This is a genomic window from uncultured Corynebacterium sp. (assembly GCF_937999985.1).
Classification (GTDB): domain Bacteria; phylum Actinomycetota; class Actinomycetes; order Mycobacteriales; family Mycobacteriaceae; genus Corynebacterium.
Window position 1 is genome coordinate 23,240 of sequence record NZ_CALLDG010000201.1, and the last position, 25,841, is coordinate 49,080.

Consider the following 25,841-nt stretch of genomic DNA (forward strand, 5'->3'; position numbering starts at 1 on the left):
GAAAGTTTCTAGTCCGCTACACGCAGCGGTATATTCCTTTTGCAAACCTAATTATGAATAGAGAGTGCTCCCCGAAGGGAACACTCGTTTTAAGAACTAACGATGCTTGAAGTCAGGGGTTCGCTTCGCAATGAATGCTTCCATTCCCTCTGTCTGATCCTCGGAGGCAAACAGAGAATGGAACAGCCTGCGTTCAAACCGCAGCCCCTGCTGCAAAGGCATTTCAAACATCGCATTAACCGCCTCTTTGGCGGCACGGGAGGCGACCAGCGACTTACTCGCGATGGTTTTCGCAATGTCGGTGGCCACATCCATCAGCTCATCAGCTGGCACTACCCTAGCCACCAGGCCAGCGCTTTCGGCTTCCTCTGCAGACATCAGGCGGCCGGTCAGGCACATTTCCATGGCCTTGGACTTACCAACCGCCCAAGCTAGGCGCTGAGTACCACCCATGCCGGGAATTATCCCGAGGTTGATTTCAGGTTGGCCGAACCTCGCCTTGTCACCAGCGATAATGAAATCGCAGGCCATCGCAAGCTCGCATCCGCCACCGAGTGCAACTCCGTTGACGGCTGCGACGATCGGTGTCCTAATGCGGGAAAAGCGCTCACTCGCGTCGAAAATGTCATCCAGGTAGGCGGAAGTCGTATCGTATTCCGCCATCTCTGTAATGTCACCGCCGGCGGAAAAAGCTCTTTCACTTCCGTGAATGACTATGCATCCAACAGTCCGCGATTCGTCAAAGCTAATGCAGGCCTCGAGTATGTCCGTCAGCGTCTGCTGGCTCAGAGAGTTGAGAGACTCTGGCCGTGTTATCTCAATGAACCCAACCCGCTCGGCTACATGCGTTGAAATATTCGCCACAGTCTCTCCTCTGTCAGCTTTCTAGCGCCACAGCAGCAGTGCGTCGCCCTGACCGCCGCCGCCACACAGGGAAACGGCAGCCTTGCCGGAGCCGCGGCGCTTCAGCTCGTGCGCCGCGTGAACCACCAGGCGAGCGCCGGAGGCGCCGATCGGGTGGCCCAGGGAGATGCCGCCGCCGTGGATGTTGGTCTTCTCCAGCGGGTAGTCCAGGTCCTTAATGGACTGGGCGACAACGGAGGCGAATGCCTCGTTGATCTCCAGGAAGTCCAGGTCGCTGGCCTCCCAGCCGGCCTTCTTCAGCGCCGCGGCGGTGGCCTGCGACGGCTGGGAGTGCAGCTTGGTGTCCGGGCCGGCAGTCTGGCCGTACTCGCCCAGGGTGGCCAGGATCTCCAGCCCCTTGGCCTCAGCGTTCTCGCGAGTGGTCAGCACCACGGCTGCCGCACCGTCGGAGATCTGGGAGGCAGAGGCGGCGGTGATGGTGCCGTCCTTCACAAAAGCCGGACGCAGCTTCGCCAGTCCCTCGGCGGTGGTGCCGGGGCGGATGCCCTCGTCGGCGGAGACGGTCACGGTCTCCTTGCGACCCTTGACCTCGATGGAGACGATCTCGTCGTTGAAGACACCATCGTTGGTAGCGGCCTCGGCCAGCTGGTGGGAGCGGGCTGCGATCTCGTCCTGCTCCTCGCGGGTGATGCCGCGCTCGGCGTTACCCTCGTCGGTCTCCAGGCCCATGGCGGTGCCCTCGTTCGGGTCGGACAGGCCGTCGCGCTCCAGGGAATCCTGCAGCGCCAGGGAGCCATAGCCCTTGCCCGCGCGCACGCCCGCGGCGATGTGCGGGGCATTCGTCATGGACTCCTGACCACCGGCGACAACGATGCTGGCGTCGCCCAGACGGATCAGGCGGGAGGCGTTAATCACGGCATCCAGGCCGGATAGGCACACCTTGTTCACCGTCATAGCGGGAACGTTCATCGGGATGCCTGCGGCCACCGCGGACTGCTTCGCGGGGTTCTGTCCGGAGCCCGCCTGCACAACCTGGCCCATCAGCACGTAATCCACGGCATCCGCAGCCACACCGGAGCGCTCCAGCACAGCCTTGATGGTCTCTGCGCCCAGATCGACCGCGCTCTTCTTCGCCAGCGCGCCAAGCATGCGTCCCTGCGGGGTGCGTGCTGCGCCTACAACGACAATGTCCTTCGGGTCTTCCTGCAAGGTCATCTGATAAATCCTAACTTTCGAAACTAGTGGCGTCATCGCTTAAAAAAGCCTGCGTCGTGCCCTCAAGTATGGCACGAACGATGGCCCAGCGAAGCCGATTGGGGGTCTACCCCAGCGCCGTCCTAAACGGCACTGCGGTCTTTTCTTCTACCTCTTCTTTGGTGACGCCAGGTGCCAGCTCCACCAGTGTCAGCCCATCTTCGTCGCGGTCGAAAACCGCAAGGTCAGTAATGATCCGGTCGACCACGCCGAGGCCGGTAGTCGGCAGAGTGAGCTCCTCGATGAGCTTCGGCTCCCCGGTCTTGGTGGTGTGATCCATGAGGACGATCACCCGGCGCGCGCCAACGACCAGATCCATGGCGCCACCCATGCCTTTGACCATCTTGCCGGGCACCATCCAGTTGGCGATGTCGCCGCGGGCGTTGACCTCCATAGCGCCGAGGATGGCGACATCGATCTTGCCGGCGCGGATCATGCCGAAGCTTAGGGCGGAATCGAAGTAGCTGGTGCCGGGTAGCGCCGTCACTGTCTCCTTGCCTGCATTAATGAGGTCAGGGTCTGCGTGGCCCGCTTCCGGGTAGGGGCCGATGCCCAGCATGCCGTTTTCCGATTGCAGAGAAACGGTCACGCCCTCCGGCACATAGTTCGGCACCAGAGTGGGCATACCGATGCCGAGGTTTACGTACTGGCCGTCCTCGAGCTCCTGGGCGGCACGGGCGGCCATTTCTTGCCTAGTCCAGCCGGTCATCGCACGGTCTCCTTTTCAATCATCTTGTCGGCTGCCTGTTCCGGGGAAAGTTCCACGATTCGGTGGACGAACACGCCGGGCAGGTGAATGTCGTCCGGGTCGAGCTCGCCGACCTCCACAACCTTCTCGGCCTCCACGATGCAGATCTTGCCGCTCATGGCAGCCAGGGGGTTGAAGTTGCGGGCGGTCTTGGCGAAGCGCAGGTTGCCGTCCTTGTCGGCGACGGCGGCGCGGACCAGGCCAAAGTCGGCGCGGATGGCGGTTTCCAGCACATAGTCCTCGCCGTCGATGGTGCGGGTTTCCTTGGCAGGGGAAGCCACCTCCACCTTGGTCTTGTCCGCCTGGTCGTACTTCCATGGCATGCCGCCCTCGGCGACGAGCGTGCCCACGCCGGTGCGGGTGAAGAAGGCGCCGATGCCGGAACCGCCGGCGCGCAGCCGCTCCGCCAGAGTGCCCTGCGGGGTGAGCTCTACCTCGAGCTCGCCGTCTAGGTATTGGCGGGCGAACTCCTTGTTCTCGCCGACGTAGCTGGCCACGATGCGTCGCAGCTGGTGGTTCGCCAGCAGCAGCCCCAGGCCGCGGCCATCCAGGCCGGCGTTGTTACTTACCGCTTCCAGGTCTTTAACCTGCGCGCGGCTGAGCTCCTCGAGCAGAACTTGCGGGATGCCGCACACCCCGAATCCGCCGACGGCCAGGGTGGCGCCGTCTTTAATGTCAGCGATTGCCTCCGCGGCAGTGCGCAGTTTTGAATGATGTGGCGCTGTGGTGCTCACGGTTGCTTCCTTTCTGTTTGAGTCAGTTTGGGCCCTGTTTTTGGGGGGGATGGTTGCCTACTTCTGGTAGATCCCGAGCAGCTCCACTGCGTGCTCGCGCAGCTCCACCTTGCGGACCTTGCCCGAAAGCGTCATCGGGAAGGAGTCCACGCACTCGACGTACTTCGGGATCTTGTGGCGGGTCAGGTCGCCAGCGCAGAACTCGCGCACTGCCGCCTGGTCCAACGGCTCGGTGTCCTCGCGCATGATGATGAAGGCCATCAGCTCCTCGCCGTACTTCTCGTCCGGCACGCCCACGACCTGCACGTCGGAGATGTCCGGGTGGGTCATGAGGAATTCTTCGATTTCCCGCGGGTAGAGGTTCTCTCCGCCGCGGATCACCATGTCCTTCGCGCGTCCGGTGATGCGCGCGTAGCCTTCCTCGTCCATCGTTCCCAGGTCGCCGGAGTGCATCCAGCCGTCCTCGTCAATGGCGTCCGCCGTCTTGCCGGGCATGTCCCAGTAGCCCTGCATCACCAGGAATCCGCGGATCAGGATTTCCCCCTGCTCGCCACGCTTCACGGTCTCGCCGGTCTCGGGGTCCACGATCTTCACTTCGATGTGCGGGTTGGGGCGGCCGACGGTACCCACGCGCTTTTCGATCGGGTCGTCCACCAGCGTCTGGTGGTTCACCGGCGAGGTTTCCGTCATGCCGTAGGCAATGGTGATTTCGTTGATGTTCATAATGTCCATCACCTGCCGCATCGTGCGGGTGGGGCATGCGGTGCCGGACATGATGCCGGTGCGCAGGCTGGAAAGGTCATAGGTCTTGCCCTTGGCCTTGGCGTGCTCGATCTCGTCGAGCTCTGCCATGAACATCGTCGGCACGCCGAACAGGCTGGTGGCCTTGCCGTGCTCGACGGCCTCCAGCACCGACTGTGGGTTGAACACCGGGCCGGCAATGATCGTCGTTGCACCGTGGGTGATGGCACCCAGGTTGCCCATCACCATGCCGAAGCAGTGGAAGAAAGGAACGGGGATGACGACCTTATCCTGGTCGGTGTACTGCAGGGTCTCCCCCACCAGGTAGCCGTTGTTCAGGATGTTGCGGTGGGTCAGGGTGGCGCCCTTGGCCATGCCGGTGGTGCCGGAGGTGTACTGGATGTTGATGGGATCGTCCGGGTGCAGCTGCTCGCGCACCGGATTCAGATCCAGGATCGCGTGGTTGGCCAGCTCGTCCCAGCGCTCGGAGCCGAAGAAGATCGTCTCCTTGTAGTTGTGGCGGCTGAACTGGCTTTCCGCCGCGTCGATCATCGCGCGGTAGTTCGAGTCCTTGAAGCGGCCCGCGGAGAACAAGCCCTTCACGCCGGACTGGCCCATGGCGTAGACCAACTCCTTGTGGCGGTAGGACGGATTGATGCAGACCAGGATCGCGCCGATCTCGGCGGTAGCGAACTGCACCAACGTCCACTCCCAGCGGTTGGGCGCCCAGATGCCGATGCGGTCGCCCTTGCGGTAGCCAGCGGCGTGCAGGCCGGAAGCCAGGCGCTGCACCTTGCGGTAGAACTCCGTGTACGTCAGGTGCACATCACCGTAGAAGTCGATGATCGCGTCGTGGTCCGGGTACTCGGCCACGATACGGGCGAGGCACTGGCCGATAGTCTCGTCCAGCAGGTCCACGTCGGTGCGTCCAACCTGGTGCGACAGGGTGGGGTCCAGGTCCGCCGGGTCGGAAATAACAATCGGGCGGTCGTTGCGAGTCGGGGTAGTCATGGTTATCAACCTTTTCGTGGGAAAGGATTCTTGCGTTGAAGCAAAGTCGGGTGGGCGGGTGGAATGGGCAGGGTTAAAGAGCAGGTCAGCAAAAGGGGAACTAGCGAATCCTGGCGGCGATCACTTCGGCCTGACGCAGCAGTGGCGCATCGATCATCTGGCCGTCCAGCGCGAACGCTCCGGAATTCTCGGCCGCCCCTTCGATGACACGGCGCGCCCAGCTGGCTTGCTCCTCGGTGGGCGCGTAGGCCTCGCGGATGACGGGCACCAGTCCGGGGTGGATCGAAACAGTGGCGGCGAAGCCACTGGCGGCTGCGTCGATGGCCTCGGCGCTGGCGCCTTCCGTATCCTTGGTGTCCGCGTGGATGGAATCCAGCGCCACGATGCCCGCCGCGGCCGCATGCAGCAGCACCATTGCTCGGGTCAGGCGCGGGACCTCGCGGTAGCCTCCCGGGTGGCCGGACGGCCCGCCACCGGGGGTGGGAACCTCCCCGGCGCCGTAGCGGGAGCTCGTCCCGCCCAGCGCCGCAGTGAGGTCCTCGGCACCCCAGAACAGGGCCACCACCTGCGGGTCTGCCGCGATCTCCGCGAGGTTCACCACGCCCCTGGGGGTTTCGATCAGGGCGATTGCGCGAAAGTCTTCGGGAAGCGCACGGCGGTTGGAGTCGGCGTCACCAAGAACAAGAGCGCTTTCCACCTTCGGCACCATCACGGTCCTAAACGGCGAGTCCGTGACGGCGGCGAGGTCCGCGGCGAAATCGGGCGAATCGATGGGGTTCATGCGCACGATGGTGCGCTCCGGGTCCAGATCTGCGTCGATCACGTTCTGCCTAGCCTCGGCGCGGTTCTCGGCGCGGCAGCCGTCCTCGAGGTCGAGGATGACCATGTCGGAGCGGTCGGCAGCCTTGGCGAAGCGCTCGGGACGGTCGGCCGGGGCGAACAGCAGCGCGGGGCCCTGTGGTAGCCATGCAGTGTTAGACCATGCAGTGTTAGACATCGTCACCCGCCCCTTCCGGCGCGCACTGCATCAAGGTCTTGCGCGTGGCCTTGCATACGATGGTGCCGTCCTGGTTGCGCCCGATGTGCTCCAGCTCCACGATGCCCTGCCCGGGGCGCGACTTCGACAATCGCTTACCCACGCAGCGCGTTTCGGCGTACAGGGTATCGCCGTGGAACATGGGCGCGGGGAAGGAAATCTCGCTGAACCCCAGGTTGGCCACGATGGTGCCCAGGGAAAGCTGGCTGACGGACAGTCCCACCACCGTGGACAGGGTGAACATGGAGTTCACCAGCCGCTCGCCACGGAAGCCGTCCTGAGTGGCGGCCCATGCCGCGTCGATGTGCAGCGGCTGGGTGTTCATGGTCATGGTGGTGAACAGGGTGTTATCCGCCTCGGTGACGGTGCGCCCGGGTTGGTGCCGGTAGACCACCCCCTCGGTGAACTCCTCGAACCACAGGCCGCGCTGCACAACTTCTTTTTCTGCGCTCATTGTCGCTGGTCTCCTATACCTTTCGCTTGCTAGCTGGTGCTTTTTATTGACGCCTTCTCGTCCCCGCGCCCATCGGCGTGTGGCTTACACGCCCAGAGATCGGGCGATGAGCATTTGCTGCACCTCGGTGGTGCCCTCGCCGATCTCGAGGATCTTGGAGTCGCGGTAGTGGCGGGCAACGCGGTATTCGTTCATGAATCCGTAGCCGCCGTGGATCTGCGTGGCGTCGCGGGCGTTATCCATCGCCGCCTCGGAGGCGACCATCTTGGCGATGGATGCTTCCTTGCTGAAGTTCTCCCCCGCGGCCATTTTCGCCGCCGCTGCGTACCAGGCCTGGCGGGCGGTCCAGGCGCGGGCTTCCATGCGGGCGATCTTGAAGCTGATGGCCTGGTACTCGGAGATCGGCTTGCCGAAGCTGGTGCGCTCCTTGGCGTAGCGCACGCACTCGTCAACGCAGCCCTGGGCGGCACCCGTGGCCAGCGCGGCGATGGCGATGCGGCCTTCTTCGAGGATGGACAGGAAGTAGGCGAAGCCGCGGCCGCGCTCGCCAACGAGGTTCTCCTCCGGCACGCGGACGTTGTCGAAGGTCAGCGGGTGGGTGTCGGAGGCGTTCCAGCCGACCTTGTTGTACGAGGGCTCGGCAGTAAAACCAGGAGTGCCGCTGGGCACGATGATGGCGGAGATTTCCTTCTTCCCGTTCTCCCGCTGGCCGGTGACGGCGGTGGCGGTGACCAGGGAGGTGATGTCCGTGCCGGAGTTGGTGATGAACTGCTTGGAGCCGTTGATAACCCACTCGCCGCCGTCGAGCTTGGCGGTGGTCTTGGTGCCGCCAGCATCCGATCCGGCCTCGGGCTCGGTCAGGCCGAAGCCCGCCAGGTTCTTGCCCGTCACCAGGTTGGGCAGGTAGGTCTCCTTCTGCTTGTCGCTGCCGAAGCGGTAGATCGGCATGATTCCCAGGGAGACTCCGGCCTCGAGGGTGATGGCGACGGACTGGTCCACGCGGGCGAGCTCTTCCAGGGCCACGCCGAGGGCCATGTAGTCGCCGCCCATGCCGCCGTATTCCTCGGAGATCGGCAGGCCGAACAGCCCCATTTCTCCCATTTGGCGGACGACGTCGTAGGGGAAGGTGTGATCTCGGTCGTGCTGGGCGGCGACGGGGTCGACCACGCGGTTGGCGAAGTCCTCCACTGCGTCACGCAGCTCGTGCAGCTCGTCGGAGAGGTAGGGGTTGCGGTTCTTGGTGCTCTGGCTCATGGTTTGGGTTCTCTTTCTGGGTTGGGTGTTTGGGTTGGGTGTCTGGGTTAGGGAGATACGTGTGAAGTGAGGTTTCTAGCTGTCGGCAGTATCGGCGCTGTCGGCGGCGATGACCTCCGCCAGGACCTCTCCGGTGCCGACCTTCTGCCCGACGGTGGCGTTGATCTTGACCCGTCCGTCGCAGGTGGCCTCGAGGGTGTGCTCCATCTTCATGGCCTCGATGACGATCACGGGCTGGCCCTCGGTGACCTCGTCGCCATCGGCGACTTCCACGGCGATGACTGTTCCGGGCATGGGGCTCAGAATGTCCGGTGACTCCTCCGAGCTGGCTTCCGCGTCGTGCGCAGTGCCGGAGAAGACCTCCACCACGTGCGTGCCGTGCGGGCCGGTGATACTGCCGTTGGCGGTGGCGCTCCACTTTTCGGCCGGGCCGCCGTCAATGGAGAGCCGCCATTCGGTGGCGCCGCCCTGCGGGTTGGCGATCACCTGGATGCGCCTGGTCACGGTCTGCACCGACGCGTCCTCGTCGTCACCGCTGGTCAGCGGAGTGAGCTGCACCTCCCAGATGCCGTCGCTGTACTCCGCGCGGGATTCCACCGGCGCCGTGACGCCACTCGGATCCGCCAGCACCAGCCGCAGCGGGGCGCGGTGCCCAGCGCCGCGCCAGCCGTCGCGGGCGGTCCATACACTGCCCAGCGGGGTTGCGGTTGCCTTTGTTTCGGACGCCCCTTCGGCTCCGCCGGCCAACGCCCCAGCCAGGTGCAGCAGCGCGACGGCGAAGGTATCCGTGGGGACCTCGAGGGGTTGGAAATCTTCGACGATGGAGTCGAGCAGCCCGGTGTGCAGGTCTCCCGCCACGACCTCCGGGCGGGTGACCAGGAAGCGGTTGAAGTCGATGTTGGTGGTCAGTCCCTCGATGCGGGTGTGGGAAAGCGCCTGATCCAGGCGCTCGAGGGCCTCTTCACGCGTGTCGGCGTGGGTGATGATCTTCGCCAGCATCGGGTCGTAATCGGAACTGACCTCTTGGCCCTCCACCACGCCGGCGTCCACACGAACCCCTTCCCCGCGCGGCCAGGAAAGACCCGTGATTAAACCACCGGTGGGCAGGAAGCCGGCGGCGGCATCCTCGGCGTAGACGCGAGCCTCCACCGAGTGTCCGTTGAGCTGCACGTCGTCCTGTGTAATTGGCAGAGCCTCGCCGCGAGCCACGCGGATCTGCCACTCCACCAGGTCGCGGCCGGTAACCATTTCGGTGACTGGGTGCTCGACCTGCAGGCGGGTGTTCATCTCCATGAAGAAGAAGCGCTCGGGCTGCTTAGCGGAGACGATGAATTCCACGGTGCCCGCGCCGCAGTAGCCGCAGGCTCGGGCTGCGTCGCAGGCGGCCTCGCCGATCTCCTGCCGGGTCTTTTCATCCAGCAGGGCCGACGGTGCCTCTTCGATGACCTTCTGGTGACGGCGCTGCAGCGAACACTCGCGCTCACCCAGGTGGATGACGTTGCCGTGGGAGTCGGCGACGATCTGCACCTCGATGTGTCGGGGCGTGTCCACGAAGTGCTCCAGGAACAGCGTGTCGTCGCCGAAGGAGCTGGCGGCCTCGCGGCGGGCGGAAACCAGAGCGCTGGCCAGCTTCTCTGGCTCCTCCACCAGGTGCATTCCCTTGCCGCCGCCGCCGGCGGAAGGCTTGATCAGCACCGGGAAGCCCACCGAATCGGCGGCGTCGATGATCTCCTGGTCCGTCAGGTTCGGCCGGGAGATACCGGGCACGGTCGGCACGTCTCGGGATTCCACGGTGGCGCGGGCGGTGATCTTGTCGCCCATTTTGTCGATAGCCCCGGCGGGCGGGCCGATGAAGATGATTCCCTCGTCCTCGCAACGCTTGGCGAAGGTCGCGTTCTCCGAGAGGAAGCCGTAGCCGGGGTGGATGGCGCCGGCACCGGTCGCCTTGGCGGCGTCAATAACCTTATCGATATTGAGGTAAGACTCCGCAGCGGCGGCAGGTCCCAAACACACGGCCTTGTCGGCAGCGTGCACGTGCGGCGCGGCGGAATCCGCCTCGGAGTAAACGGCCACGGCCTTCAGCCCCATGCGGTGCACGGTGCGGATCACGCGCAGGGCGATCTCGCCACGGTTGGCGACCAGCACCGTATCGAACGAGCCGGTGAGAGCATGTGTGTCACTCATGTCAGATTCTCTTTCTTGTGGTGGATACTTAGGTAGCTTGAACAGGAGTTACATGCGGAATACGCCGAAGCCGGTTTCCTCGCGCGGAGCCTGGGCGCAGATGTCGAGAGCCATGGCAAGGGTGCGGCGGGTGTCCGCGGGGTCGATCACCCCGTCGTCCCACAGGCGCGCGGTGGAGTACCAGCAGGTGGATTTCTCGTCGAACATTTCGCGGATGGGAGCCTCGAAGGCCTCTTGGTCTTCGGCCGACCACTCCTCGCCCCGGCGCTCGATCTGCGCGCGGCGGACGGTGGAGAGCGTCATGGCCGCCTGGGGGCCGCCCATCACCGCGATGCGCGCGTTCGGCCACATCCACAGGAAGCGCGGCGAGTAGGCCCGCCCGCACATCGAGTAGTTGCCTGCGCCGAAGGCAGCGCCGGTCACGACGGTGAGCTTGGGTACCGATGCGGTGGCCACGGCGTTCACCATCTTCGCCCCGTGCTTCGCGATGCCGCCCTCTTCGTATTGACGCCCCACCATGAAGCCGGTGGTGTTCTGCAGGAAGATGATGGGGATGTTCCGCTGCTCGCAGAGCTCAATGAAGTGTGCGCCCTTCATGGCGGCTTCGGCGAAGATGATGCCATTGTTGGCGATCACTCCAACCTGGTGGCCTTCCAGCCGGGCGAACGTCGTGATGATGCTGTTGCCGTATTCGCTCTTGAACTCCGACAGGCTGCCCTCGTCACACAGGGTTTCGATAACCTCGTGCGCATCGTAGGGAATCTTCGGGTCGGTGGGCACGATGTCGTAGAGGTCCTCCTGCGGGCGCGGAGCCGGTACGGGAGTGCTGCGCTTCCAGGGGGTCGGCTTGGATTCCGGCAGGGTCTCGACGATGTTGCGCATGATCCGCAGCGCGTCCTCGTCGTCGGCTGCCAGGTGGTCAGTCACACCGGAGATGCGGGAGTGCATTGCGCCGCCGCCGAGCTCCTCGGGGGTAACGTCCTCACCGGTGGCGGCCTTCACCAGCGGCGGGCCGGCCAGGAAGATGGTGCCCTGGTTCTCCACGATGATGGTTTCATCGCTCATGGCGGGAACGTAGGCGCCACCGGCGGTGCAGGAGCCCATGACTGCGGACAGCTGCGGGATTCCCTTGGCCGACAGGTTGGCCTGGTTGAAGAAGATGCGGCCGAAGTGGTTACGGTCCGGGAACACGTCATCCTGCTGCAGCAGCATCGCGCCGCCAGAATCCACCAGGTAGATGCACGGCAGGTGATTCTGCTCGGCGATCTCCTGGGCACGGAGGTGCTTCTTCACGGTCATCGGGTAGTAGGTGCCGCCGGAAACGGTGGCGTCATTAGCGGCGATCAAGCACAGGCGACCACTCACGAGCCCGACTCCGGCGACGATACCCGCCGCCGGCGCCTTGCCGTCGTACATGTCCTCTGCAGCCAGCGGCGCGATCTCCAGGAACGGGCTGCCGGGGTCCAACAGCAAGCGGATGCGGTCGCGCGGCAGCAGCTTGCCGCGGTCGGTGTGGCGCTTGCGGGCCTTCTCCCCTCCTCCGGCCTGAGCACGGGCGAGACGCTGGCGAAGCTCTTCGACGAGCTCGCGGTGGCTCGGGATTTCTCGAGCGACACCACGGGGGTTAGCCGGATCTGTCGCTTGGGTGGTTGCAGTATCCACGTATGCAGCTCCTAGGAAGGTAACGGAAGATGACGGAAGGTGGCGAAATGCGAGCGCCGGAGAGCCGTCGAGCGCCTCACACTTCAGTTTCAGTTACAAGCGATTAACTAACTTGTTGCCGTCACCTTAAGTGACCTAGACCACTTTTGCTAGTGAATCTAAAAAGTTTCCCCTCTTTAACTACCCCCGAAAGCGGTACCCCTACGCCAGCCCCACTGCCGCGCGCGCTGCAGCCACTGTCTGTCGCCGCACTAGCGCGGTAGATGCCCAACCGCGCGTCAACTCAGAGGAGTTAATCATCCCCATCACCAGCTGTGCAGTGATGCGCCCCGCCTCTCCCCTGTAGCGCGCGTCCATCTCCCCCAGCGCCTCCGCAAACATCTTCAGATAGCTTCCCTGCGCGGAACGCACACGGCCACGACCTTCCTCCCCCATACGGAAAAGTTCGCGGTTATGCAGGCGAATTAGCTCTGGCTGGGACAGCGCGAAGTCCACCTGAAAGTCAATCAACACCGCCAGGCGCTCGCGCGGATCCACCAGGCCGTCGACGATTTTGCACGCCTCGGATAACAGGTGCTCCGAAATGCCCGTCATCAGCTCCGTCAGGATTTCTTCTTTGCCGGAAAAGTGCCGGTACACCGCCGGCCCGGAGACCCCCACTGCGTGCCCGACCTCTTCCAGGCGGGTTCCGTGGAACCCCTTGTCAGACATGATCTCAGCAGCTGCGCGAAGCAGCTCCACCCGTCGCTGTTCCTTTGCCGCGGCACGTGCAGACAGGCCTTCTGTGGCAGGCTCGGCCAGATAATGAGAACGCATAACCAACACCCTACTGGTTAAGCGTCGCTAACTGAATACCTTCCCCGCGATTAGCAGGCCGCCTCCGGCAGGCTGTCCACCTTCGACCGCAGGAACTCCGCCGCCGCCGTCAGCTCCGCCTGCCCTGCCTCGTAACTGCCATCCGGGCTTTCCACGGCGATGGCAACGGCCACATAGCCCGAACCCGCGCCATCGGACTTCGGGATCAGCCCGAACTGCCGCAGCCCATACGCGCCCGCGGCGTTCGGCCCCCAGCCACCCTTGAAGACCGCTCCTGGGATCGTCCCCAGCCCATAGCCACCGCCGTTGCCGATGTTGCCCATGGCGGAAACTACTGGCTCCGCTCCCTGAATGCATCGCAGGTGGGAGGCGAAATCGGCCTGCGCGCTCAGCGACCAGTCGCTCTGCCCAAAGGAGCTAAACCCCGGGCGCACCACCTGGGACTCCACCCGTGCGCTACTGCCGCCCTCGCGGATCACCGCTCCGGTCGCCTCCGCTGCCTGCTCCGGGGACCCCAGCGAGCCCCACAGCGTTTCCGCGGCCGCATTGTCGGAGTTCTGGATCGCCTGCGTCATCGCCCCCTGCAGGCTCGGATCCTTCCGCAGCGCGGCAATTGCAATCGGCACCTTCGCGGTCGACCACGGAGCCACGGTCGTATCCCCCGCGCCACCCAGCCCGGCTACCGCGATGGCCGCTGCACCGTCGTAGCCAAGCTCCCCGCGCGGTTCTTCCTGCGGTTTTTCTGGTGTGGACGCCCCAGTAGTCGGCTGCGGACCACGTGACTTCGCCTTCCCGTCCTGTTTAGCTGGGCGGGACTGGTTTGACTGGCCGGAGACGGTGGCGTCATCCCTTTCCACATCCCCAATCGTGCAACCCGCAACGGTAACGCTCGCAGCGCAGAGCACGGCGGCGACCAGACCGCGGCGAAGCGAGCTGGGGCTAGGAAATGTAAACGATGGCATTGTTGCCTCCGGTGCAGGTCACGTACTCACCGTTATCCCTGCACTTCATGGAGTAGGTCTGCCCTGTGACGGACGAATACGCGGAAACGGTGCCGTTTGTCCTGTCGGTGTCCAGGTAGCGGGTCACAAAAGCATCGCGTACGGCTACTGCGAAAGGCTTCGAAGTAAGGTCGCTGCCGGTGTAGACGTTGTTGAAGTCACCCGCAGGCTTACCTTCCTCAGCTGCGCTGTTGGCCGGAACTGCGCCAGAGGGCAGTTTCGGATGAGCCGGGCGGGACTCTTCCTCGTCCTCGCTAGCCTCGTCGTCAGTGCCCTCTTCGTCGTCCGTGGCTTCTTCCTCATCGTCGGTTGCGGCGTCTTCGCCTTCCGCGGCCGCATCCTCGTCGTCAGTGCCTTCACCTTCTTCGCCCTGCGTCTGGGAGGAACTGCTCGCAGCCTTGCCGTCGTTGCCTTCCGTGCCGTCCTTGTCGCCAATCCAGCCCATGTAATATGCGGCACCCGCGACCAGGGCAAGGGCAAGGAGCACAGCCAGCACGACACCTAAGATCGGCAGGAACTTGCTTTCCTTCTCCGACTCCTGCGCGTAGGCATACTGCTGGGGTTGCTGGTCGGGCTGGTACTGGGGTTGCTGGGGCTGCTGGTACTGCCGGTACTGCTGCTGATTCTGGGGCGGCTGCGAAGCCTCCCACTGCTGCCAGCGCTGCTGGCTCTGATCCCCCTGCGTCCCCTGCGCACCCGGGCTACCGCTCTGTTGCGACGGTACCTGCCACTGATTCTTCCCCGCACCCTGCTCGTTGTGGCGGTACTGCGGCGGTTCCGGCTGATCTGGGTTGTTTTTCCCGACGCCGGGATCAGTGGGGTGCTCGTTAGACATAACCGGGGAACTCCTGCGTTGAAACGTCTTGTCAGTATTTAAACTAATCCAACTTTAGGCGCTCTCCCGGCCTCGCGGGTAGCGAACCGTTAAGCCCACTCACCGCGAGTGCGCACTCTAGTGCGCGAAGTGGCGCTCACCGGTGAGGTACATGGTGACGCCCGCCTTCTCCGCCGCCTCGATGACCTCCGCGTCGCGGACCGAGCCGCCCGGCTGCACAACTGCACGGACGCCAGCATTAGCCAGCACCTCAAAGCCGTCGGCGAAGGGGAAGAAAGCATCCGATGCCGCAACCGCACCCTCGGCGCGCTTCTCGTCACCGGCCAGGGAGTTTGCACGCTCCACGGCCAGCTTGGCAGCGTCCACGCGGTTTACCTGTCCCATGCCCACGCCCACGGTGGCGTCATCCTTGGCCAGCAAGATGGCGTTCGACTTCACCGCGCGCACGGTGCGCCACGCGAACTCCAGCTCGCGCAGGGTGACCTCGTCGGCAGCTTCGCCAGCGGCCAGGGTCCAGTTGCTCGGGTCGTCGCCCTTCGCGTCAATGGCGTCCACCTGCTGTACCAGCAGGCCGCCGGAGATCTCGCGCCCCTGCAGCTCCGGCTCTTCGCTCGGGGCATCTGCCTGCAGGATGCGAATGTTCTTCTTCTGGGACAGGACCTCGACAGCACCTTCCTCGTAGCCCGGCGCGATAATGACCTCGGTGAACACCTCGGCTACCTGGTTGGCCATCTCAACGCTGACCTCACGGTTCACTGCGATCACGCCGCCGAATGCGGACATCGGGTCGCAGGCGTGTGCCTTCTTGTGGGCATCGGCAATGGACTCGTCAGAGACCGCGATGCCGCACGGGTTGGCGTGCTTGATGATGGCCACGGTCGGGCGCTTGTGATCCCACGCAGCGCGCCAGGCGGCATCCGCGTCGGTGTAGTTGTTGTAGCTCATCTCCTTGCCGTGGAACTGCTTGGCGCCGGCCAGGCCGGTGCCGTCGGAGTACAGCGCCGCAGCCTGGTGCGGGTTCTCGCCGTAGCGCAGCACGCTGGCGCGCTCATAGGAGGCGCCGATCCACTCGGGGAACTGTACGCCGGCATCAGACTCTGCGTCTGCCCCGGCTTGTGCAGCGGTCTGCTCACCCATCCAGGTTGCGACGGCCACGTCATAAGCAGCGGTGTGGCGGAACGCATCGACGGCCAGGTCGGTGCGCTCGGCGCGGGTGAAGCCCCCGGCATTGGCGGCAGCCACGACGTCCTCGTAACGGTTGGGGTCCACCACAACGGCCACGGACGGGTGGTTCTTCGCTGCGGCGCGGACCATGGACGGGCCACCGATGTCGATCTGCTCCACGCAGGCGTCGAAGTCAGCGCCGGAGGCCACGGTCTCGGTGAACGGGTACAGGTTCACAACGACCAGCTGGAAGGCCTCAATGTCCAGGTCCTCCAGCTGCTTCAGGTGGTCTTCCTTGCGGGTATCGGCCAGGATGCCCGCGTGCACGCGCGGGTGCAGCGTCTTCACGCGGCCTTCCAGCACCTCCGGGAATCCGGTCAGCGCTTCCACCTCGGTCACGGGCACTCCGGCCTCCGCGATCTTCTTGGCGGTGGAGCCGGTGGAGACGATGTCCACGCCCGCGGAGTGCAGCCCCTTGGCCAGCTCCTCCAGGCCGGTCTTGTCGTACACGCTGATCAGCGCGCGACGGATTTCCTTCTTGTCTGCGCCATTGGTTGCTGTAGTGCCATCACTCATGGTTTTGGATCCTGGCCTTTCGTTCTTAGAAGGTTCCCTGTTCTTGAAAATCGTGCAGCACCTCTACCAAGAGTGCGCGCTCCACCTTCTTGATTCTCTCATGCAAGCTGTCGACCGTGTCGTCCCGCGCGACCTCCACCGCCTTCTGGGCGATGATCGGTCCCGTGTCCACGCCACTATCTACAACATGAACTGTAGACCCGGTTACGCGAACACCGTAATTTAGTGCGTCTTCAACAGCGTGCGCCCCGGGGAATGCGGGCAGCAGCGCCGGGTGGGTGTTGATGATCTTCCCCTCGAAACGCTCAACCACCTTCGGGCCGATGATGCGCATGAAGCCGGCGCTCACCACCAGATCAGGATCGTAGCTGGCGAGCTTGTCCGCCAGCTCTTCGTTCCACTTCTCCCGGTCGGTCTGCTTCGGCACGTATTCGACCAGGAAGTTTTCGATGCCCGCGCGCTCGGCGCGCTCCAGCGCCTCGCACTGTCGGTCGCTACCCACGGCGAGGATCTCCACCCGCGAGCGGTCGACGTTATCAATCACGCTCTGGAGCAGAGTCCCCGTCCCGCTCGCCAGAATCACTATCCTCATCGTCTGCTTCTTCCTCTGTTTCTGTGTCTTCTGTGTCTTCTGTGTCTTCTGTGTTTCTTGTGTCTTCTTGTTCTTTCTTAGTGACGCCCCCATCTTCCCCGTCCTCCGGTTCCTCCGTAGGGGCGTCATCTTCAGACTGAGCCTGCTGGGATGCACCCGGCTCCACAACCTCGGCCTCCGGGATGTCTTCAACCACGGACTCGCCGCGACGGGCGGTGAAGAACATCACGGTGGCGGGCACCAGCAGCCAGGAGGCGAGCTCCACGGCAAAGAGCCACTCGACCGCACCCGCGCGCCCGTACACGCCCAGCTCACCGCCGGCCAGCCAGGAGGCGCAGAAGCCGATCAGCCCGGCGCAGGCACTAGCCCCCACCCCCTGCAACAGCGGCGCCTCCACATAGGTGCGGCCGCGCAGGAACGTGTAAACGCACGCTACCGCCACACAAGCGGGGACAGCCAGCAACACAGCGCCGAAAGGAATCTGATCGTTGGGGATCGCTGCCAAGACCGGCAACGGCGGCAGGTTCACATTGTTGGCGGTAAAGAGGCTGACCGCGCCGTTACCGACGTGGAACTCGCCGCCCAGCAGCACCGCCATCGCCGCGACCACCACATTGGGCACATAAAGCAACGCGACGAAGGTCAGACCCAGCACGCCCATGGTGGAGGAAGTGATTTCGTAGGCCTTGCCGACTGCTTCCATGTTCGTCAATAGATATACGGCAGCAGCGAGAGCACCGGCTGCGGCCATCCACTTGAGGAAGCGCCCGGCCAGCAGCATCGACTCCACCGGCCACGTGGACCAACCACGGCGCAGCAACAGTGCTCGCCACACGCGGGCCCGCATGCCGATGACGATCGCAGCACCGTTCACCAGCACCGTGGAGATCAGCGCCACCAGCAGGTTCGGCGGGGTGATGTCGTAGACCCTGGAGGCATCCCACAGCATCACCCACGCGATGCACGTCAGCAGCATGGGAATCAGCAGACTTAATGTGGTGAATACCCGCAGGCCACGCACGCTTATCGAATTGCCCAGCACCGTGGTTGCACGCTTCGCATGCCCCCACACCAACGCCAGCGCGGGCAGCAGCGGCACAAAGCCCAGCTTCGCCCCCGCCATCTCAATGGGGGCCAGATTAAACACCATCCACATCGAGGCGATGCTGGCGGGCACCTTATTAAAACCTGCGCCGATGCCGATAAGTACGGCGATGATGACGATGACGCCCAGAGTTACAGCGTGATTAATCATCAGCTGGGGACCGAAGCGCTTAACGTGGGGCTTCCACTTCGACCACCAGTTCACAACCGCAGCCTTCGCACCGCCAACCGACGCATCAGCGGCGGCCTTGGTCTTGGCCTTTGGGGTGGCTTTAGCGCTCGTGGCGCCGGTGGGCTTCGCCGCCACAAAGCGTTCGTGCCCCGTACCTTCGGAGATGTGGGCGCCAGTGCCTTTATTGCCAGTGCCTTTAACTCTGTCTGCACTGCTGGCAGCCGACGTCCGCCTGGTGCGGCTGGAGCCGGGGCGTCGGGAAGACGCAGATCGTCGGGATCCGGGTCGTTGGGCAGCAGAATCTTTACTCACCCGTCCTATTGTGCCTAACAGTGGCAGCTACCTGGCGGACTGACCCACCTTCTAGGTCCCCTTCCACGCCCGTTCTGCATTCACTGTGTGTCCGGACTGCACCCCGTTACACCCACGCTGCGCCCACGCTGCGCCCACGCTGCGCCCATGCAGCACCCACAATGTGCCCTCTCCACCCCCCTTTAGCGCAGACACACTTAAGGTAATACTTGAGGGTTTGAGGGTAACGTAACCAAGATCACTAGCGGGGTTTGACCGCCATAAAACCAGTAAAAATCGCCCAGAACAGGGAGAATGAATTCTTATAGCCAGATAAGACTAACTCCACCACCCCCGCAATGTAACCAAAGCGTTATTTTTGACCGATTTAGTTGCCGCAATGTTGCCAAACCGATAGTGTTACGTTTCGTTGATAACAAAGTGGTTACAAATTGCTTTCGCAACAGACTCAAGCCCCAACCGTGAGGCTAGAGGAGGAGCGAAAGCGATAGCGCGAAATCACATGTGACAGTTGTTAAGAAACATCGATTAGGTCAAAGGGTTACTAGGACAGTGCGAAACACTACTGAAGCGAGCCGTACCGGCATCCACCGCAAGCAGGAGCACACCGCGAAGCGCCGCTTCGCGCTCGTGGCCGTCGCCACCACCGCTGTGACTACTGCTGGCGCTGCCGGCGCTACCGCTGGTGCATCCCAGAACTCCAAGGACGATATCGCCCTGGCTTCCGAGAACACCACCATCCTCGCCCAGGGCGAGGGAGCTCAGGGCTCTGCAGCTCCGGCGGACGCTCAGGCGACCGCCAACGAGGCTCCGCAGATCCTCGAGGTTCCGCAGGCTAAGCCGGTTTCCGATCTGTCTCAGCAGCTCGACTCCGCCCTGCGCTTCGCCAAGGAGCGCACCGAGGCTGATCTGGCTGCTCGCATGCCCGAGTACGTCAAGCCCGCCGAGGGCTCCTTCACTTCCGGCTTCGGTTCGCGTTGGGGCACCGTCCACAAGGGCATCGACATCGCCAACGCTGTGGGCACCGCCATCCGCGCCGTACACGACGGCACCGTCATTGACTCCGGCCCGGCCTCCGGCTTCGGCAACTGGATTCGCATCAAGCACGACGACGGCACCATCACCGTCTACGGCCACATGGCCACCCTGGACGTTAAGGTTGGCGACCGTGTAACCGCCGGCCAGAAGATCGCCGGCATGGGCTCCCTGGGCTTCTCCACCGGCTCCCACCTACACTTCGAGGTTCACCCGAACGGCGGCGAGGCTATCGACCCGAAGCCTTGGCTCGCTGAGCGCGGCATCCAGCTCTAAGGCTTAGCGCTACGCCCGAGCTTTGAGCCTCTGGCCGATTAGAGCCACAAAAAACCTCCCGACCGCCTCCGTACGGCGGTCGGGAGGTTTTTCGTCTACCCAGTGCAGCTTTTCAAGACTCTTCAAGGTGAGGGGGATCCCCCCCCACCTTCCGGAAGCCGGTGCGTGCTACTTCAGAGCAGCACCAATCTGCTTAGCTGCATTAGTCACACCGTCGTGGGACATGTGCAGAGTCAGGTTGTAGCGGGGAGTCTGGTTATCAAAAACTCCGGCAACCCAAGCCTTGCCACCCGGCTGGCAAGTATCGTGCCCGCGGGTGGAGCGGTGTAGGTCAACGAACACGCCACCGTTACGCTTGGCTGCATCGTGAGCCTGGCGCCACAGCTGACGCTCAGCTTCCTTCACAATCGGGAACGGAGCCTGAATCGGCGGCAAACCGTGCGGACGGATCAGGCACAGGCCTGCGCGATCGTTCGTGAGGTGCGGGTAGCTTACGAACTGGATGCGAGCGTTCGGAGCAGCACGCTTGATCTTCTTAGCGAGGCGGTCGTAGGAACGAGCCGCTGCGTGATTGTTGATCGGATCCAGGGTGCGGTAGGTGTCGTTTGCACCAACCATGATCGGCACGTTGCGCGTGTGGCGGTTCAACTTGCCGTCGCGGATAGCCTGATCCAGGCGAGCCTCCAGCGGCTCGCGGCCCAGGTACAGCTCCTTGCCGTTGCAGGAGTAGTCATCCACGCGAGCGCCCGTCAGGCGCTGCAGCTCAGTGGCTACGCGGAACTTGCCGTGGATGCACTTACGCGCACCACTACGCTTGGCATCAATGATCTGGTTGAGTGTCGTGTTAGCGAAGTAGGAATCACCAAGCAGCACGGTGTTTCCCGGGGCAGCCTGGGCAGCAGGCGCCAGCCCCATGACAGATCCCGCCACGGCTACCGCCGCAGTCAGGATGCGTGCAAATTTCTTCATCAGTTTCTCCCGTATGTGTTTTTGTGCCGTATTAAGGCTATCGATCGAGAATCGAAAATGTTAGCTGTTCGGAAGCTTTGCCGGCATGACCTTACCAGTCGGGTTCCGCGGAAGCTCATCCAGGAACGTAACTTCGCGCGGAACAGAGTGCTCCGCCAGGTTGTCCCTGACCCATTCCTGTACGGACTCCTTGGTCAGCGCCTCGCCCTCCGAGTTGTCTTCACGCACGATCCACACCGCCATGCGCTTGAAGCTCTCTTCGTCGTCCACGCCCTTGGCGTAGAGGTCTCGAACGCCAGGCATCGGCGCCAGCACCTCTTCCACGCTGCGCGGGTACACGTTCTCGCCACCGACGATGATCATGTCGTCCGCCCGGCCGAGCACGAATAGGCGGCCGTCCTCGTCGAGGTACCCACGGTCGCCGATTTCCAGCAGGCCGTGCTTTATCTTCATCTGATCGCGCGTGTGCGCATAACGGCGCATAGTCATAGTGCCTCGGGCATAAATGCGACCCGGGGTGTTCGGCGGCAGTATGTGGCCGTCGTCGTCCAGGATTTTGACGCGCACGCCGCGAACCGGCCGTCCGGCGAGAGCCGGGTTCTCGACCAGTTCCTCTCGCTTCGCAATGGCGACCACACTGTTTTCGGTGGAGCCGTAGAAGTTGCAGACCACGGGCCCAAACTGCTTGTGCAGGCCGCGGAGCAGATCTTCGTGCATGGCATTGCCGGAGGACACGATGAACTCAATCGACGAAGCGTCGTAGTCGCCCTTCTGCGCAACCTTGAGCTGCTCCTTAATAAAGATGGGCGAGGTGATGATGCCGTTGACCTTGTAGCGCTCTACATCTTCCATTGCCTGCACTGGATCAAAGTCACGGCGGAACACCACTGTCGCGCGGTGGGCAAAAATCAGGTTCAGGTTCGCCCAGCCCCACGAGTGGAACATGGAGGCGGTCTGTTGGATCATCATCTCCGCCCGCCACGGGATCCAGGTGACAAGATCCGCCAGCGGAGTCGGGATTGGCGGCTCCCGGTGCACTACGGCTTTCGGAGTGCCAGAGGTGCCGGAGCTCAAGATGGTGATGAAGCCGCGCTTCGGGATCGTGGGCAGCTTCTCCTCCGCCTCGGAGGGGGCGTGATCAATGACCTGCTGGAAGGTTTCCCATTCCGGGTTCGGAGCCTGCGGGTTCTCCAGATCCTCCGCATAGCCGATGATCACCTTGGCGCGCGAATAGTCCGCGGGCAGCCTGTCCGCGAACTCCTCATCAATGATGATGGTGTGAACATCCAGCTCCTCCATACTCTTCTGCAGCTGGACTGGGCTGGAAGCCGGGTTGAGCAGACTAATGTCCGCCCCGATGAATCCCTTGGCGACCAGCGCGTAGACGACCACGCGGGAATTGCGGGCCATGACCGCAATATTCTTGCCTGGCCCCAGACCCATGCGCTGCAGTGCGCGGGCGAAGGCCAGCGAATCGCTGCGAACCTCCGCATACGTGCGCTCGCCGATGTCATCGATGATGGCCGTACGGTTCGGCGCCACTTCTGCCGCGTACCACGCTTGACGCCCAGCGGTGAAGCCGTAGCGAGCAATACTCTCGACCAGCTTGGCTTTCCCCTTGATACCGCCTCCCCTGACGACTACGCCCGATTTCAGCGCAGTTCCCAGGCCGGTGGCAATAGCGTGTGTCTCCGCCCAGGCGGCCTCGCCCAAGTGCTTAAGGTCTTGCAATTTGGAAGTCACTTGTTGATTGTTCTGCATTAATACCCTTCTAGTTACGCCTAACCCATCGAAAGAGGATGCTGTTACGTTACATTAAGAAAACATTTTCTGCGCACCATTAGACACAATCGTCACTCCAGCAACACACTGGCTCGGGCGTGCCCCAGAGCCCCAGGGGCTAGAGCTTCTCCATCGGCACGCCGCCGAACAGCATCAGACGCACCGTGCCCTGACTGCCGAAGTCGATCATGCAGGTCGTGTGCGATCCGCTACCGTCCACGCTCTTCACCGTGCCCAGGCCGTACTTGTCGTGGTTGACTTTGTCCCCCACCGCCAGGTCCAGATCCTGGTCCTTCTTCGCTCCGGCTCCGAAGGCAGGCTTCGACTTCTTTGCTGGCTTCCGGTAGGACTGGCCACCCCAGCCGCTGGAACGCGTACCCCAGCCGCCTGAACCGCCCGAACCACCCGAGCTGCCGAAGCTGGTGCCATCGGCATAGCCACCGCCACCCCAGGCGGAATCCACACCATTGCCGAAGCGGGCGGGCTCCTCGCGGATCCACTCCATCAGATCCTCCGGCACCTCGGACAAAAAGCGCGACGGCGGGTTATTCACCGGCGCGCCCCAACCGCTGCGCGTAATCGCACGGGTGAGGAACAGCCGCTGCTTTGCACGGGTAATGCCCACATAGGCCAGGCGCCGCTCCTCGGCCAGCTCCGTTGGGTCGCCCAGCGCGCGCATGTGCGGGAATTGTCCGTCCTCCCAGCCGGTCAGGAACACCACGGGGAACTCCAACCCCTTGGCGGTGTGCAGCGTCATGAGCGTCACCATGTCCTGCTCGTCCGCGGGAATCTGGTCCGCGTCCGCCACCAGGCTCACGCGTTCCAAGAAGGCCTGCAGGCTGCCCAGCGGCGCCTCTCCTTCGGCGAGCATGGCGTCGGCGCTGTCGTCGGCGCTGCCATCGCTGCTACCGGCGCTACCGGTACTGCCACTACCCGGCATCTCCTCGTACGCCTTCAGGTTCGCCGACTCCTGCGAGAACTCATGCCCCACGCTCACCAGCTCGTTCAGGTTGTCCAAGCGCGTACCATCCTGCGGGTCGTTGGACTTCTCCAGCAGCTCCTTGTAGCCGGTCACGTCCAGCACCGCGGAGATCACCCGCCCCAGGTCGGGCAGCCCCAGGCCGGACCCGTCTGAGGCCGTCATCTCCATAGACTCTGTCTCCGCCCGCAGCGCGTCCATCATCTCCAGGAACTTGCCAATGGAATTGCGGCCGCGTGCGGAAAGGCCGGCGACCTTCCCCGCGGCGGCGTCACCAAGAGCAGCCGAAAAACCGATCCCCTGGCCCTCCGCGTGCACAGTGACCTGCGCGATGGCCTTGTCCCCGATTCCGCGGCGCGGGGTGTTGATGATGCGTCGCAGCGCCACCGTGTCGTCCGCGTTATCCAACACCTTGAGGTAAGCCACGATGTCGCGGATCTCGCGGCGCTCGTAGAAGCGCGTACCGCCGACGACCTTGTACGGCATGCCGGAGCGCACCAGCACATCCTCGATCGCGCGAGAGGCGTTGTTGGTGCGGTACATGATCGAGATGTCGCCGTAGGAGTAGCCCTCGTTGTCCACCAAGTCGTCGATCTGCTCGACGATGAAGTTCGCCTCGTCGTGCTCGTTGTCCGCAACGTAGCCGCCGATCAGCTCGCCATCACCCAAATCCGTCCACAGCTTCTTCGGGCGCCGCCCCTGGTTCCGATCGATCACCGCGTTGGCGGCGGACAGGATCTTCTGGGTGGAGCGGTAGTTCTGCTCCAGCAGGATCGTGTGGGCATCCGGGTAGTCGCGCTCGAACTCCTCGATGTTGCGGATCGTCGCGCCACGAAAGGCGTAGATCGACTGGTCGGCATCGCCCACCACGCACAGCTCGCACTCGGCCTTGCCCTTGCCCGCGAGAGCCGCCACCAGCTCGTATTGTGCGTGGTTCGTGTCCTGGTACTCGTCGACCATGATGTGGCGGAAGCGGCGCCGGTAGTGCTCGCGCACGTCCGGGTTGTTGTTCAGGATCGCCACGACCTCGCCGATCAGATCGTCGAAGTCCACCGCGTTCGCCGCCCGCAGGCGGTTCTGATACGTCTTGTACAACGTGGCGATCTGGGCGGTGTGGGGGTTGGAGTCGCGCTGCGCTTCCTCTAGCGCCCCGGCCGGACCGACCAGCTCGTTCTTCCAATTGGAGATCACGTTCAGCACCCCGCGCGGCGAAAACTCCTTCAGATCCAGCGAGGCATCCTTGATGATCATCGTCATCAGACGCTTGGAATCATCCGAGTCGTAGATGCTGAAGTTCGTGTTCAGCCCCGGCGCGAGGTGCGCATTGGCGCGCAGCACGCGCACACAAAAGGAGTGGAACGTGGAGACCCACATGCGCTCCGCCTGCGGGCCGACCATGTCCACCACGCGCTCGCGCATCTCCGCCGCCGCCTTGTTAGTGAAGGTGATCGCCAAAATCTGCCACGGCGCCACCCCGTTTGCCAGCAGGTACGCGATACGGCGCGTCAGCACACTCGTCTTGCCGGAGCCCGCGCCCGCCACGATCAGCAGCGGGCTGCCCATGTGCTCGACCGCTTGCCGCTGCTGCGGGTTGAGCCCTTCGAGGAGCTTTTCTTTGTGACGCTCCGTCTCCCCCGCGACCGTCCCAGCATTCCTGCGCGACTGCGCCGGTGTGTGGTGCGGCTGTGACGGCTGCGGGGCAGGCTGTGAGCTATCGGAGCGCATGTTCGCCAGCACGCTTTCGTACCCTTCCGGCGGCAGCTCGTCTGCTGGCGGCGGAACCTCGTCGTCGAAAAGCGTCGGTTCTTCAGGCAGCGGCAGGTCGGCGAACGGATCGTTCTGGTTGTTCATGTTTCCCTTTGTGCTCCCTCAAAAATTTCCCGAAACCCGCTGGCGCCTCTCTCCGGGGGCTCTTGCGGATCTCAGCTTCCGGACTAGCGGTAGAATACAACGCATGAGCGACAACGATTCTGCGGCTTCGTCGAAGCCCAACGAGTTCACCGTCCGCATGCCCTCGGGCACGGACGATCCCTTGTCGGATTCAGAAATTCAATCCTACCGCGAGGAGATCAACCGCCTCGACCGCGTCATCATCGACGCGATCCACCGTCGCAGCGAGGTGTCGAAAGCGATCGGTAAAACGCGCCTGGGCTCCGGCGGAACGAAGCTGGTCTACACCCGCGAGGTCGCCATCATTAACCAGTTCCGCGCGGAGTTTGGCTCCGAGGGCGTAGAAATAGCAAAGGCCCTGCTGCAGCTAGGCAGAGGGCGCTTGGGCTAACTTAA

General features: G+C 63.5%; 21 protein-coding genes. 2 read left to right on the plus strand and 19 right to left on the minus strand.

Translation table 11 applies throughout. The annotated features are described in order from the left end of the window. Positions 1 to 96: 96 nt before the first annotated feature. The 16 genes from Q0331_RS09875 to Q0331_RS09950 all read right to left on the minus strand — a co-directional run bounded on the left by Q0331_RS09875 (position 97) and on the right by Q0331_RS09950 (position 18,337). A complete protein-coding gene (locus Q0331_RS09875; RefSeq protein ID WP_298076182.1) occupies positions 97 to 864 on the minus strand; it encodes an enoyl-CoA hydratase-related protein in 768 nt (255 codons plus the stop codon). A 21-nt stretch (positions 865 to 885) separates the two neighbouring features. After that, positions 886 to 2,079: an acetyl-CoA C-acetyltransferase gene (locus Q0331_RS09880; RefSeq protein WP_269944379.1), complete on the minus strand. Its 1,194-nt coding sequence runs from the start codon at positions 2,077 to 2,079 to the stop codon at positions 886 to 888. A gap of 106 nt (positions 2,080 to 2,185) precedes the next feature. Then, the gene (locus Q0331_RS09885; protein WP_035009459.1) at positions 2,186 to 2,827 is read right to left on the minus strand and encodes a CoA transferase subunit B; all 642 of its coding nucleotides are present in this window, start codon (positions 2,825 to 2,827) and stop codon (positions 2,186 to 2,188) included. Then, entirely contained in the window at positions 2,824 to 3,600 is a 777-nt protein-coding gene (locus tag Q0331_RS09890) for a CoA transferase subunit A (RefSeq protein ID WP_239201854.1), read from the minus strand. Before Q0331_RS09890 ends, Q0331_RS09885 begins: the two co-directional genes overlap by 4 nt. A 57-nt stretch (positions 3,601 to 3,657) precedes the next feature. Next, positions 3,658 to 5,352, minus strand: a complete 1,695-nt coding sequence (locus Q0331_RS09895; RefSeq protein WP_049049219.1) for an AMP-binding protein — start codon at positions 5,350 to 5,352, stop codon at positions 3,658 to 3,660. A gap of 100 nt (positions 5,353 to 5,452) precedes the next feature. After that, positions 5,453 to 6,349 carry a CoA ester lyase gene (locus Q0331_RS09900; protein ID WP_298076184.1) on the minus strand — a complete coding sequence of 299 codons (897 nt, stop codon included), beginning with the start codon at positions 6,347 to 6,349 and terminating at the stop codon, positions 5,453 to 5,455. Next, positions 6,342 to 6,842 (minus strand): MaoC family dehydratase, encoded by a 501-nt coding sequence (locus Q0331_RS09905; protein ID WP_034988116.1) that lies wholly within the window; start codon positions 6,840 to 6,842, stop codon positions 6,342 to 6,344. The genes Q0331_RS09900 and Q0331_RS09905 overlap by 8 nt, the downstream gene beginning before the upstream one ends. An 84-nt stretch (positions 6,843 to 6,926) precedes the next feature. Beyond that, positions 6,927 to 8,096 carry an acyl-CoA dehydrogenase family protein gene (locus Q0331_RS09910; RefSeq protein ID WP_298076186.1) on the minus strand — a complete coding sequence of 390 codons (1,170 nt, stop codon included), beginning with the start codon at positions 8,094 to 8,096 and terminating at the stop codon, positions 6,927 to 6,929. A gap of 75 nt (positions 8,097 to 8,171) precedes the next feature. Continuing rightward, positions 8,172 to 10,280, minus strand: a complete 2,109-nt coding sequence (locus Q0331_RS09915) for an acetyl-CoA carboxylase biotin carboxylase subunit (protein WP_298076187.1) — start codon at positions 10,278 to 10,280, stop codon at positions 8,172 to 8,174. Between the two features lie 48 nt (positions 10,281 to 10,328). Further along, the gene (locus Q0331_RS09920; protein ID WP_298076206.1) at positions 10,329 to 11,882 is read right to left on the minus strand and encodes an acyl-CoA carboxylase subunit beta; all 1,554 of its coding nucleotides are present in this window, start codon (positions 11,880 to 11,882) and stop codon (positions 10,329 to 10,331) included. Between the two features lie 261 nt (positions 11,883 to 12,143). Beyond that, entirely contained in the window at positions 12,144 to 12,758 is a 615-nt protein-coding gene (locus tag Q0331_RS09925) for a TetR/AcrR family transcriptional regulator (protein WP_298076188.1), read from the minus strand. Between the two features lie 50 nt (positions 12,759 to 12,808). Beyond that, positions 12,809 to 13,615 (minus strand): hypothetical protein, encoded by an 807-nt coding sequence (locus Q0331_RS09930; protein ID WP_298076189.1) that lies wholly within the window; start codon positions 13,613 to 13,615, stop codon positions 12,809 to 12,811. Positions 13,616 to 13,697: 82 nt separating this feature from the next. Beyond that, positions 13,698 to 14,594, minus strand: a complete 897-nt coding sequence (locus Q0331_RS09935; RefSeq protein ID WP_298076190.1) for a hypothetical protein — start codon at positions 14,592 to 14,594, stop codon at positions 13,698 to 13,700. A gap of 117 nt (positions 14,595 to 14,711) precedes the next feature. After that, positions 14,712 to 16,334: a bifunctional phosphoribosylaminoimidazolecarboxamide formyltransferase/IMP cyclohydrolase gene (purH, locus tag Q0331_RS09940; protein WP_298076191.1), complete on the minus strand. Its 1,623-nt coding sequence runs from the start codon at positions 16,332 to 16,334 to the stop codon at positions 14,712 to 14,714. Positions 16,335 to 16,359: 25 nt separating this feature from the next. Further along, positions 16,360 to 16,926: a phosphoribosylglycinamide formyltransferase gene (purN, locus tag Q0331_RS09945; protein ID WP_298076192.1), complete on the minus strand. Its 567-nt coding sequence runs from the start codon at positions 16,924 to 16,926 to the stop codon at positions 16,360 to 16,362. Beyond that, positions 16,871 to 18,337: a DUF6350 family protein gene (locus tag Q0331_RS09950; protein WP_298076193.1), complete on the minus strand. Its 1,467-nt coding sequence runs from the start codon at positions 18,335 to 18,337 to the stop codon at positions 16,871 to 16,873. The genes purN and Q0331_RS09950 overlap by 56 nt, the downstream gene beginning before the upstream one ends. 729 nt (positions 18,338 to 19,066) lie before the next feature. On the opposite strand from Q0331_RS09950, the gene Q0331_RS09955 reads away from it, so the two are divergent. Beyond that, the gene (locus Q0331_RS09955; protein WP_298076194.1) at positions 19,067 to 19,825 is read left to right on the plus strand and encodes a M23 family metallopeptidase; all 759 of its coding nucleotides are present in this window, start codon (positions 19,067 to 19,069) and stop codon (positions 19,823 to 19,825) included. Positions 19,826 to 19,993: 168 nt separating this feature from the next. On the opposite strand, the gene Q0331_RS09960 is transcribed toward Q0331_RS09955, so the two are convergent. From Q0331_RS09960 to Q0331_RS09970, 3 genes are all read right to left on the minus strand, one after another. After that, entirely contained in the window at positions 19,994 to 20,794 is an 801-nt protein-coding gene (locus Q0331_RS09960; protein ID WP_298076195.1) for an SGNH/GDSL hydrolase family protein, read from the minus strand. Positions 20,795 to 20,854: 60 nt separating this feature from the next. Further along, positions 20,855 to 22,537 (minus strand): acyl-CoA synthetase, encoded by a 1,683-nt coding sequence (locus Q0331_RS09965; protein WP_298076196.1) that lies wholly within the window; start codon positions 22,535 to 22,537, stop codon positions 20,855 to 20,857. 157 nt (positions 22,538 to 22,694) lie between these two features. Continuing rightward, positions 22,695 to 25,406 carry an ATP-dependent helicase gene (locus Q0331_RS09970; protein ID WP_298076197.1) on the minus strand — a complete coding sequence of 904 codons (2,712 nt, stop codon included), beginning with the start codon at positions 25,404 to 25,406 and terminating at the stop codon, positions 22,695 to 22,697. Positions 25,407 to 25,509: 103 nt separating this feature from the next. Here Q0331_RS09970 and Q0331_RS09975 point away from each other — a divergent pair, with 103 nt between their 5' ends. After that, on the plus strand, positions 25,510 to 25,836 hold the full coding sequence (locus tag Q0331_RS09975; RefSeq protein ID WP_011273975.1) for a chorismate mutase: 327 nt from the start codon (positions 25,510 to 25,512) through the stop codon (positions 25,834 to 25,836). The last annotated feature ends 5 nt before the right edge of the window (positions 25,837 to 25,841 follow it).